Origin of the sequence: Lonsdalea britannica, assembly GCF_946477055.1 — a bacterium.
GTDB classification, from domain to species: Bacteria; Pseudomonadota; Gammaproteobacteria; order Enterobacterales; family Enterobacteriaceae; genus Lonsdalea; species Lonsdalea britannica_A.
The window spans coordinates 1-10178 of record NZ_CAMKXG010000122.1 but is presented as its reverse complement, the minus strand read 5'-3'; the positions used below and the strand labels follow the sequence as shown (position 1 = coordinate 10178).

Below are 10178 nucleotides of genomic sequence, written 5' to 3'. Positions count from 1 at the left end.
GGTGAAGATCAAGCTTTCAATCATGATTATCACGGTAGTTGATTTATTTTCTGGAGTGGTAATAAAAACATAATATAAATAATAAGTTATGTTTTGTTTGTGGTTGATAAAGGTGCTTTTGCAGTTATCTTTCCGGTACTTAATCCCCAATAACAGCGAATCATGAAGTGCAACAACTAATCATTGATAATCATATTTGTGATTGATATAGTCATTTTCAATCACCAGAAGTCACTCATTTGTGATGAGCGCCTCAGGAAAGGGAAAACACGAAGCGGGGTGACACGATCTGCGACCCGTGGAAACCGGTCGACGGCGGTTGTTTTAATCATGAAGAAGGATAAAACGATGAGCAAAGTAACAGACATTACCCGGGAGTCATGGATATTGAACACGTTCCCCGAATGGGGCACCTGGCTCAATGAGGAAATCGAGCAGGAGGAGGTCGCCGCAGGGACGTTCGCCATGTGGTGGCTGGGCTGTACCGGCATCTGGTTAAAGTCTGCGGGTGAGACGCAGATCGCCATCGACTTCTGGTGCGGCACCGGTAAGAAAACCCACGCTAATCCCTACATGAAAAAGCAGCATCAGATGATGCGCATGGGCGGCGTACGCAAGCTGCAACCCAACCTGCGCACGTCGCCGTTTGTGCTGGATCCGTTCGCTATCAAGAAGATAGATGCCGTGCTGGCGACGCACGATCACGCTGACCACATCGACATCAACGTGGCGGCGGCGGTGCTGCAAAATGCAGGCGATCACGTGAAGTTCATCGGTCCCGAGGCGTGCGTCGAGCTTTGGACAGGATGGGGCGTACCGGCCGAACGCTGCATTGTGGCGCAGGTCGGGCAGGAGATTGCGATCGGCGATATCACCATCAAAGTGCTGGACGCGTTCGACCGGACCGCGCTGGTGACGCTGCCGGAGGGCGTATCTTCCCGCGATAAAAGCATTCTGGACGGGATGGATCGACGCGCGGTGAACTATCTGGTGAAGACCAGCGGCGGCAATATGTACCACTCCGGCGACTCGCACTACTCCAACTACTTTGCCCGACACGGCAACGACAACACGATTGACGTGGCGCTTCTCTCCTACGGCGAAAACCCTCGCGGCGTGACCGACAAAATGACCTCTTCAGACATTCTGCGCGCCGCGGAGTCGCTGAACACGCAGGTGGTGATCCCCTTCCATCACGACATTTGGGCGAATTTCCAGAGCGATCCCGGCGAAATCGAGCTGCTGTGGCACAGGAAAAAAGATCGCCTGAACTACGGTTTTCAGCCGTTCTTCTGGCAGGTGGGTGGCAAGTACACCTTTCCGACGGACAAGGCCAAGATGCACTACCAGCATCCGCGCGGGTTTGACGACATCTTCATCGACGAACCCGAGCTGCCGTTCCGCTCGTTCCTGTAACTTCCTCCGGCACGAGGTGCGCGATGTATCACCTGAATGGCGCGTTGCGGCTGGGCGTGTATGAAAAGGCCATGCCTGCGGGATTAGATTGGGAGCACAAGATTCAGGCCGCCAAAACGCTGGGGTTCGACTTTATTGAGATGTCCGTCGATGAGTCGGATGAACGCCTGCAACGCCTGGACTGGGGAGATGAGGCGATCTTTCGGCTGCGCCGTTTGTGCGAACACTACGGCATGCCTGTGCACTCCTTATGCCTGAGCGCGCACCGTCGTTTCCCGTTTGGATCGGCCGATGCGTCGGTGCGGGCTCAGGCGGGGGTCATCATGCGTAAAGCCATCGAACTGGCTTACAAACTGGGCGTGCGTTGCATTCAGCTGGCGGGCTATGACGTGTATTACGAGCCGCACAGCGACGCGACGCATCAGCGGTTTATCGACGGGATGCGCGAAAGCGCGCGTCTGGCTGAGCGGGCGGGCATCATGCTGGGCGTGGAGATCATGGATACGCCCTACCTGAATTCACTGTGCAAATTTGAAGTGCTCAAGCAGGCGGTGCCTTCGCCTTACTTTATGGCTTATCCCGACGTCGGTAATATCACCGGCTGGAATTACGATGTCTGTACAGAGCTGCAGATGAGCGGCGAACACATCGTCCAAATCCATCTGAAAGACACGCTGCGCGTCAGCGCCGGACATCCGGGGCAGTTCCGCGACCTGTGCATTGGGGAAGGGCAGGTAGACTTCCCCGCCATTTTTCGCACGCTGGCCGGGATGAACTATTCGGCGCCGCTGGTCGTTGAAATGTGGGCGCAGGATGCGCATTGGGAGGACCACCTGCGGCGGGCTAAGGCGCGTTTGGCGACGATGGCGCAGGAGGCAGGACTGGCATTGGGATGACGATGAGACAAACGGGCGGGGAGGCTTCCCGCCCGGTGCTTTGATTTTTGGAAACAGCGTTATACAATCATAAAACATCATAAATAATCATAAATCAGGCACGAAATGACAGAAACACAACGACACAGCGCTATTCTGACCTTGCTGAATGAGAAACGTCATCTGACCGTGGCAAGCCTGACGCAAGCGTTCTCGATTTCTCCGGCGACCGCGCGTCGCGATATCAACAAGCTGAATGAAGCCGGACAGGTGCGAAAAGTCCGCAACGGCGCAGAGGCGCTGATGCCGACCAAACGACTCTGGTCACCGCTGGACAGCCAAAGCACCTCGACTCACGATGAAAAAGTGCGCATCGCTCAGGCGGCGGCTCGGCTAGTGCAGCCGGGTGAGAGCGCGGTGATCAACTGCGGCTCGACGGCCTTTTTGCTGGGCAAGGAGATCTGCGGGCGGGATGTTCAGGTCATCACTAACTACTTTCCGCTAGCCAACTATCTGATCGAGCAAGAGCATGACGGCGTGGTGATTATTGGCGGGCAGTACAACAAGAGCCAGTCCATCACTCTGGCGCCGCAGGATGAGATTTCATCCCTGTACGCCGGGCACTGGATGTTTACCAGCGGCAAAGGCCTCACGGCTGAAGGACTGTACAAAATGGATATGCTGACGGCGATGGCGGAACAGAAAATGTTGGATCACGTCGGCAAGCTGGCGGTGTTGACGGACAGCAGCAAACTCGGCCAGCGCGCCGGAATGTTGTTCTGCACCGCCGAACATATTGATGTGCTGATCACCGGCCGCGACGCCAATCCGCAGGTGATCCAACAGCTGAAAGATAAAGGTGTCGAGGTGATGCTGGTCTAGCGGCGGGCGGGCCTCGCAAGAGGTGTGCTGGCGTGATCCTGTTTCCAACCCGATCTCGGCGAACGCCAAGGGTTTGCCCGCTCGACGCGTTATCCTGAGCGGTCTTTCAGGGATAACCGACCGCCGGGCTCGTCGGCGATGGCATGCGGCCTTGGCTTAGTGGCCGCAAACGCGCGTTGGATTTATCGCGGAGCCGTCACCGGCTGTGGAGCTTTCTGAGGCGTTAATATCGGGTAGTCGAGCACGATGAGATTGCCCAGAATCGGCCGGAAAATCGCTTTTAATTCATCGTGTTTCGGATGAGGTAGATAGCGCTGGCGCGCCGCTTCATCTTTAAACGTCATCATCACGCAGTGCGTGAATCCCTCATTTTTACCTTCCGGACTATCGTTACATCCCCACTCGACGCTGACGACGCCTTCGATGGCGGCCGGCATCTGCAAAAAAGCCGATTTCACCCGCTCAATGTCGGCTTCCGTGGCATCCGCTTTGAAAGTGATAAGTAAGATATGGCGTATCATTGCTGACTCCGTTTGTGATGTCCTGCAAAGAGCATAGCCCTTTACACGGCGACTTTCATGGCGTGTGGCGCGGCTAAGAGACGAACATGCTGGCGCGGTTTTTCTCTGTGACGCCTGACCGAAAACCGCGCGCGCTCGGGCCGATATCCCGAAGACACCGCCGTCTTATCGCTCGGCGTTAGGGCGGTGGCTGATACGAAACGAGACCCGCTGCGGATGGTTGACTGACACCAGATATTCCACCGGCCGTTGAAAACGGTCGGCAATCACGCCGCGATAGATGAGCGCGGGGCTGTCCGGCGGCGCATTCAGCAACGCCTGCTCTTCCTCATTCATTATCCCGACCCGAATGGTGCCCTCGTCGGAAACGCCAAAGAGGCGGTAGCGCTCGGCCAGCAGTCGATACAGTGAACCGCTCTCCTCCAGCATTTCAGCCGTTAGATCCGGCATCAGCGCGCGTGGCAGATAGCTGGTTTCCAGACAAAACGGATCGCCGTCCGCCAGCCGCAGTCGTTTGATCATCACCACCGGATCGCCTATTTCAATGTTCAGCAGGGGTGCGATACGGGCGCTGGCGGCCGTGTCCTGAAAATAGAGTAACCGGCTGCCGGGCACCGCGCCGTTCAGCTCGGTGATCTTGCTGATACCCTGTTCAATGGCCTGCGTCAGCGGCCGCTCAATCGTGGTCTGGGTCAGCCAGGTGCCTTGATTGCCGCGACGTTCCAGTAGCCCGGCGTCGACCAGTTCATCAATGATTTTACGCAGCGTCATTCGGCTGATGCCGAGCACGACGGCGAGATCACGTTCCGCCGGGATCTGATCGCCATCGTTGTACTCGGGGGTATTTAACAAGCTCAGCAGAGCCTGCTTGGCTTCCAGATACGCTTTGCGGGGACGGCGTTTGCCTGTATTCATGTTATTCATGGTATGTTTTCTGGTCCGATGCATGCCAAAGAAAGAGCGTTTGTCGCAGGGCTTATCGCTTGTTTTATCATCAGTTATTGCGCTTTACCGCCCTATTATCCCCCTGAGTTAATCAGACCACAACACCCTAACGTACTATTATAATTGAATAATATGGATAAACTCGTTGCCCGAGGGGAGTGATAAGCGTATATCTCTAGTGGTATATTTTACGGTATATTTATAGGGAGTGAATGATGAAAAAAACGCTTGCCCTGTTATCCCTGAGTCTGGTGATGGCGGCCCTCTCCAGCCCGGCTTCCGCTCTACCGCCTATCCGGTTTGGTACTGACGCCACCTTTCCCCCGTTTGAGTCCAAAGCCGCGGATGGGCAGTTGCAGGGTTTCGATATTGATTTAGGTAATGAGATCTGCGCGCGTCTGAAGACCCAATGCGTCTGGGTGGAGAGCAGCTTTGACGGTCTGATCCCCGCGCTGCATGCGCGTAAATTCGATGCGATCCTCTCTTCGCTCTCTATCACCCGCGAACGGCAGAAAGCCATCAACTTTTCCCACAAATTGTTTAACACGCCGGCTTATCTGGTCGCCGCAAAAGACAGCGGTTTGAAGCCGACCGCCGAGTCACTGCGCGGCAAGCGCGTTGGCGTACAGCAGGGATCGGTATTCGAAATTTACGCGCAGAAATACTGGCGTTCTGAGGGCGTTGAGCTGGTGTCTTACCCCAGCGCTGAAGCGGTCTATGCCGATCTGGTCGTCGGCCGTCTGGACGCGACGCTGGATGATGCCACGGTGGTGACCGAAGCGTTGCTGAAGAAGCCGGAGGGCAAAGGGTTCAGCCTGATAGAGCCGCAGGTGAAAGACGATGCCGTGTTTGGCCCGGGCACCGGCATTGGCGTCAGGAAGCAGGATACTCAACTGCTGGAACAGCTTAATGGCGCGATCACTCAGATCCGGCAGGACGGCACTTACGACCGATTGGCAAAAAAATACTTCACCTTCAACGTGTATGGCGACTAATTCATGAATACAGCAGCGATGATTGCTTCCCTTATCGAACAGCGTTTCCGCCCGCAGGGAGGGCTACGGCAGGTGTTTTTGGTCGCCTGCGGCGGGTCGTTGGTCGACATGTATCCGGCCCACTATTTCCTGAACAGTGAGTCCACGGTGCTGCACAGCTACATGATGACCGCCAACGAGTTTGTTTACGCGGCCCCTAAAACCTTAGGCAACCAGTCACTGACCATCGTCTGTTCTCACGGCGGCAACACGCCGGAATCGGTGGCGGCGGCGGAGCTGGCCCAACAGCGCGGCAGCGTGACCGTCACGCTGACGCATAATGAGAGCGCTCGGCTGATCGACTTTTCGAACGGCAATCTGCTGTACGCCTGGGGGAATGACAGTCAGGTGGTCAATAACCCGATGGCGCTGATCCTCAGCCTGTGCGTTGAGGCATTGCAGCAGACCGAGGGCTTTGACGGCTACGCTGACTTTCAGGCGGGCATGGGGCAGATCGACGCGGTGATTGCGAACGCACGCCAGCAGGTGCAGACCCGCACGGCGGCGTTTGCCGATCGCTATGCGAAGGAGTCTCTGTTTTACATCTTGTCCAGCGGCGCGTCTTACGGTCACGCTTACGGCTTCGCCATCTGCTCGCTGATGGAAATGCAGTGGGTGAATGCCGCTTCCATCCACAGCGGCGAATATTTCCACGGGCCGTTTGAGGTCACGGATCACCACACGCCCTGGATCCTGATGATGAACGAGGGGCGCACTCGGCCGCTGGATGAGCGCGTGCGGGACTTCCTGAGCCGCTATGCCGACAAGGTGGAAATCATTGACGCCAAAGCACTCGGTCTGGGTGTGATCCCGGCTGGCGTAGTGGAGTATTTCAATCCGATACTGTTCTACAGCGTCATGTGCGAATACCGCGCGGCGTTGGCGAAGGTGCGTCAGCATCCTCTGGAGACGCGGCGATACATGGGTCAGGTGGATTACTGAGGTACGCGTAATGAAAGTCCTGGGACTTGGCGATAACGTTATCGATCGATATACCCACACCGGCACCGGTTATCCGGGCGGCAATGCGCTGAATTTCAGCGTTTATGCCCGCCTGTTATCGGCTCATGCCGCCTATTTAGGCGTGTTTGGCGACGACCGGGCGGCGGAGCACATCCGCCGCGTGCTCGAACAGCGCGGCGTTGGTCTCGAACACTGCCTGACGGTCGCTGGCGAAAGCGGTCACGCCAGTCTTAGCATTGAGCAGGGGGAACGCGTGTTCCTCGGCTCTAATGCGGGCGGTATCCGTCAAAGCACCTCCATGCGTTTCGTGCTGGAGCACCTCTCGTGGCTGGGCCGCTTCGACCTGATCCATACCAGCGCCTACAGCTATATCGACCCGCTGCTGGCGGATCTCGGCGCGTTGCCCGGCCGGTTATCCTACGACTTTTCGGATGACTTCGACGTTGATCAGGCGCTGTCCCAGTGCCGCTGGCTGGATTACGCGTTTTTCTCCTGTGCGGACCGCCCTATTGATGAGACCCGTCGGCTGCTGCTGGCGGCGCACGATGCGGGTTGCCGGTGGGTCATCGCCACGCGTGGCGCGGAGGGCGCAATATTGTTCGATGGCAACCAATGGATGAGTCAGGCACCAGAACCGATTGAACCTATCGACACGCTCGGTGCCGGAGACGCTTTCATCACGGCCTTTCTATTGGCGCATCTCGATGGAAAAACGCTATCCGAAAGCCTGCGTCAGGGGGCCAACTTCGCAGCGCGCATTTGCATGATGGAAGGGGCGTTCGGCGAAGGAATGCGGTATTGAAGCGGCATTGATCCGGTTTCCGCCGCCGCTCAAGCAAAGCGATCTGACCCGATGGCAGCCCGATGCGAGTAGCCAGGGCTTCCACCGTCAGCGATTATCCTTTTGCGCCACATCGCGCCCGCAGAAAAAATCAGCGCGGAAATCGACTCGCCATAACGCGGCCTGCTCTATTTATTGAGGGGATTGCGTCGTAGGCCTCGTGGATAGAACAACGCCGTTGTGCGTTCGGTCTCTGAGTGACTTTTGAAGAAGGAAAGCGCTGGGAGTCGCATAACGAAGCGCCCCTACCGGTCGGACAATAAAAAGTCGAAACTTTGACCTCGGTGGCTGGCGTCATTGGTGTAAGTCGTGGAGGGATCGGTCGCGACGCGCACATCAAAACGGTTAAAAGAGTCGTCATTCAACGCATGTCTGACTAAATCGTCGGAATGCAGCGACGGCAAACCGGCTTTCGCCAGCTTTTGTTGTAGCGCCTCCGAACTCAGCAGTTTGACCTCCCGAAGACGGCGAATATCGCTCCGCTCGACCAAATCTGAAACGTCCCAGACGAGACTATCGCGTGATGGCATCAGCTCTGCCAACGGGGTATGAGTACCGCGTTGCATATCGTGCAACACCGCCTGCTTCAGCGTGCAGGCGCTGGGATGCGTCGGCCAGGCGTCGACGACGACCGTGTTGCGTTCTCCCCATTGGCGATCGCGAGGGTCGCCCAGCAAAACAAATTCGTGACTAGTGTCTTCCGGCAGCCGCAGGCGGACCCGACATATTGGCTGCGACACATTGCGTTCCTTTAATGCGGCAACGGCGATGGCGGCGTGCACCGCACAGTTCCCGCCCTGAAATTTTTGCGCTCGCTTCATCTGATTAACGAATCCGCCATGAGGAAATTTTTCGGAAGCCAGATGCATACGGGCCCAGCTTTCACCCGATGAGGCCCGCACATCCTGTCGTTGATTTCCGGCCCCGTGCGGAAGCATATTTTTGACGACGCGATTCGCCCAGCAGGCATCCGCCAGTGCGGACAGAGTGCCGGGTTTCACCACCACGTTTTTATATTGATAGCCCGATAACCCCAGCTGACTCGCGCTGCGCGTGTCATGAACGTGACTGCCGGTGTCACCATTCTCAACAATGGCGCTATACGTTGAAGAGGAAGAAGATCCGCGAAAAATGTTAAATCTGGGCATGGGTTGCCTCCGAAGCTTGAAAAATGCCGTCCCCAGCAGGAATGGAACGTAGAACTATCTCCTCATGCTTTTTTGGAAACACGTTGTAAGCCAGCGTGGCGAGCAGACTGATTGATGGTGGGAAGAGACGTCCTGCAGCAGTAGGCGTCCGCTCGTGTCAGAAATTCATGGAAGGTTTTCACCGCCAGCTCCGCTGATAACTCATCCAGCGGCTGACGGGCGTAGAGCACCATTTTGTTGCTCGGGCTGTCGTAGCCCAGCGTGATGGCCGGATGGCGTAGACTAAAAACATTCTCTGCCAACAACGCCTGAAATCCCTCCGGTGTTCGCCACGCGTGGGGAGCGACAAATGTCGCGACGATATTCAGATACCCCGGTTGGCTGCCGATCAGATAGATATGCAGATCGTGTTCGAAGACCAACCTATAGAGGTCTTCCTCCGGACGCGGCGGCGGCAGTTCGTCGGGCTGATATCTCTGGATAATCGCCCGAGACAGTGCATGAAATTTTTCATTCAACATAACCGATACTCACGTGACAGGGTCTTAATGAGTGGCGTCGGTGCGGGAAGGGTTCCCGTAGGGTGTGATTATTTATTTTTCATCGTTGTCCAGAAGCCGCCGGATCGCCGCCGCGTTTTGCTCCCATTCGCCTTTGCTCAACGCCATCAACCCAAAATATTTCAGGAAAAACAGACCTTCCGTCGCGAGAAAAGCGATGCGCCGGGTATCGTCATGATCGCTTTCCTCGAGTGCGAATTCACGCTGCCGCTCCGCATACCATTCGCGTACCGAGCCAAGATAATCCGGAGACTGCAAAAGCGCGGACAACAGCACCGCAGAGCGCGAGACGTTGTTTTCGTCATTTTGAGAGGTCGTGACCACATGCGCTTTGAGCTTATCGTCAGGCGAGGCGGTGTGCCCCGACAGTTCCGCTAATTGCTTTTGGTAATACACGTCCCAGCGTTTGATCATGGCTTCAATCATGGATTCCTTGTTGCCAAAGCAAGACTGAACGCCGCCCTTGGTAATACCTGCCGCCTTCGCCACGGCATCTATTGTCAGCCCTGCTGCGCCCAGTTTTGACACTACGCCTTCTGCGGCATCCAGCACGGCTTCTCGGTCAATAGTTGGTTTTCTTCCCACTTGAAACCTCTTTTTATACAGGGAGTTAAAGTCGTTAGTCATTAATGACCGGAAGTCAGTTTGAGACCCGCGACAGAACCCACCAAGAGACAAATCAGTAACCCACGGACCAGTGTTGCTGGTTCGTGATACCAGATCATGCCGACCAGCACCGTTCCCAATGCGCCGATCCCCGTCCAGACCGCATAGGCGGTACCGATGGGGATGCTCCGCGTTCCCAGCTCCAGAAAGCACATGCTACCGATGATGCAGACCAGAAAAGCCAGCGTCCAGGGGATGTTTTTAAAGCCGTCGGTATAGCGCAGGCAGGTGGTAAACCCCACCTCCAATACGCCCCCTATCAATACGTAAATCCAAGCCATCGTGTTAGCTCCAGTGTGTGATTTAAATACAAGTGTATTTGAATTT

The 10178-nt window shown here is 56.1% G+C and carries 12 protein-coding genes; 6 read left to right on the top strand and 6 right to left on the bottom strand.

Going from position 1 to position 10178, the window contains the following annotated elements:
* The first annotated feature begins 348 nt into the window (after positions 1–348).
* The 3 genes from ulaG (at position 349) to ulaR (ending at position 3173) form a co-directional block, all read left to right on the top strand.
* Positions 349–1416, top strand: a complete 1068-nt coding sequence (gene ulaG, locus Q7O77_RS09855) for an L-ascorbate 6-phosphate lactonase (RefSeq protein ID WP_304166432.1) — start codon at positions 349–351, stop codon at positions 1414–1416.
* Between the two features lie 23 nt (positions 1417–1439).
* Positions 1440–2312 carry an L-ribulose-5-phosphate 3-epimerase gene (locus Q7O77_RS09850; protein ID WP_304166419.1) on the top strand — a complete coding sequence of 291 codons (873 nt, stop codon included), beginning with the start codon at positions 1440–1442 and terminating at the stop codon, positions 2310–2312.
* A gap of 105 nt (positions 2313–2417) precedes the next feature.
* Entirely contained in the window at positions 2418–3173 is a 756-nt protein-coding gene (ulaR, locus tag Q7O77_RS09845; RefSeq protein WP_304166416.1) for an HTH-type transcriptional regulator UlaR, read from the top strand.
* A 182-nt stretch (positions 3174–3355) separates the two neighbouring features.
* Here the strand turns inward: ulaR and Q7O77_RS09840 are convergent, their stop codons facing one another.
* Both Q7O77_RS09840 and Q7O77_RS09835 read right to left on the bottom strand, forming a co-directional pair.
* Positions 3356–3694 carry a Dabb family protein gene (locus Q7O77_RS09840; protein ID WP_304166413.1) on the bottom strand — a complete coding sequence of 113 codons (339 nt, stop codon included), beginning with the start codon at positions 3692–3694 and terminating at the stop codon, positions 3356–3358.
* Positions 3695–3859: 165 nt separating this feature from the next.
* Positions 3860–4618, bottom strand: coding sequence for a GntR family transcriptional regulator (locus Q7O77_RS09835; RefSeq protein ID WP_304166410.1), 759 nt, complete (start codon positions 4616–4618; stop codon positions 3860–3862).
* A 236-nt stretch (positions 4619–4854) separates the two neighbouring features.
* Between Q7O77_RS09835 and Q7O77_RS09830 the strand changes: the two genes are divergently transcribed.
* From Q7O77_RS09830 to Q7O77_RS09820, 3 genes are read left to right on the top strand one after another with little or no spacing between them, the layout of a single operon-like run.
* Positions 4855–5634 (top strand): ABC transporter substrate-binding protein, encoded by a 780-nt coding sequence (locus Q7O77_RS09830; protein ID WP_304166407.1) that lies wholly within the window; start codon positions 4855–4857, stop codon positions 5632–5634.
* A gap of 3 nt (positions 5635–5637) precedes the next feature.
* The gene (locus Q7O77_RS09825) at positions 5638–6615 is read left to right on the top strand and encodes an SIS domain-containing protein (protein WP_304166405.1); all 978 of its coding nucleotides are present in this window, start codon (positions 5638–5640) and stop codon (positions 6613–6615) included.
* Between the two features lie 10 nt (positions 6616–6625).
* Positions 6626–7438, top strand: coding sequence for a PfkB family carbohydrate kinase (locus tag Q7O77_RS09820; RefSeq protein WP_304166402.1), 813 nt, complete (start codon positions 6626–6628; stop codon positions 7436–7438).
* A 284-nt stretch (positions 7439–7722) separates the two neighbouring features.
* On the opposite strand, the gene Q7O77_RS09815 is transcribed toward Q7O77_RS09820, so the two are convergent.
* The 4 genes from Q7O77_RS09815 to Q7O77_RS09800 form a co-directional block, all read right to left on the bottom strand.
* Positions 7723–8625 carry a hypothetical protein gene (locus Q7O77_RS09815; protein WP_304166398.1) on the bottom strand — a complete coding sequence of 301 codons (903 nt, stop codon included), beginning with the start codon at positions 8623–8625 and terminating at the stop codon, positions 7723–7725.
* 62 nt (positions 8626–8687) lie between these two features.
* On the bottom strand, positions 8688–9146 hold the full coding sequence (locus Q7O77_RS09810; RefSeq protein ID WP_304166395.1) for a CesT family type III secretion system chaperone: 459 nt from the start codon (positions 9144–9146) through the stop codon (positions 8688–8690).
* A 72-nt stretch (positions 9147–9218) separates the two neighbouring features.
* A complete protein-coding gene (locus Q7O77_RS09805) occupies positions 9219–9770 on the bottom strand; it encodes a TetR/AcrR family transcriptional regulator (RefSeq protein WP_304166392.1) in 552 nt (183 codons plus the stop codon).
* Between the two features lie 41 nt (positions 9771–9811).
* On the bottom strand, positions 9812–10132 hold the full coding sequence (locus Q7O77_RS09800; protein WP_304166389.1) for a multidrug efflux SMR transporter: 321 nt from the start codon (positions 10130–10132) through the stop codon (positions 9812–9814).
* Positions 10133–10178 lie beyond the last annotated feature (46 nt).

What these genes read in the sequence shown, in the direction of transcription:
- ulaG (WP_304166432.1), top strand. Translation starts at nt 349, where the DNA reads ATGAGCAAAGTAACAGACATTACCCGGGAGTCATGGATATTGAACACG.
- Q7O77_RS09820 (WP_304166402.1), top strand. Translation starts at nt 6,626, where the DNA reads ATGAAAGTCCTGGGACTTGGCGATAACGTTATCGATCGATATACCCAC.
- Q7O77_RS09835 (WP_304166410.1), bottom strand. Translation starts at nt 4,618, where the DNA reads ATGAATAACATGAATACAGGCAAACGCCGTCCCCGCAAAGCGTATCTG.
- Q7O77_RS09840 (WP_304166413.1), bottom strand. Translation starts at nt 3,694, where the DNA reads ATGATACGCCATATCTTACTTATCACTTTCAAAGCGGATGCCACGGAA.
- Q7O77_RS09800 (WP_304166389.1), bottom strand. Translation starts at nt 10,132, where the DNA reads ATGGCTTGGATTTACGTATTGATAGGGGGCGTATTGGAGGTGGGGTTT.
- Q7O77_RS09825 (WP_304166405.1), top strand. Translation starts at nt 5,638, where the DNA reads ATGAATACAGCAGCGATGATTGCTTCCCTTATCGAACAGCGTTTCCGC.
- Q7O77_RS09850 (WP_304166419.1), top strand. Translation starts at nt 1,440, where the DNA reads ATGTATCACCTGAATGGCGCGTTGCGGCTGGGCGTGTATGAAAAGGCC.
- ulaR (WP_304166416.1), top strand. Translation starts at nt 2,418, where the DNA reads ATGACAGAAACACAACGACACAGCGCTATTCTGACCTTGCTGAATGAG.
- Q7O77_RS09810 (WP_304166395.1), bottom strand. Translation starts at nt 9,146, where the DNA reads ATGTTGAATGAAAAATTTCATGCACTGTCTCGGGCGATTATCCAGAGA.
- Q7O77_RS09830 (WP_304166407.1), top strand. Translation starts at nt 4,855, where the DNA reads ATGAAAAAAACGCTTGCCCTGTTATCCCTGAGTCTGGTGATGGCGGCC.
- Q7O77_RS09815 (WP_304166398.1), bottom strand. Translation starts at nt 8,625, where the DNA reads ATGCCCAGATTTAACATTTTTCGCGGATCTTCTTCCTCTTCAACGTAT.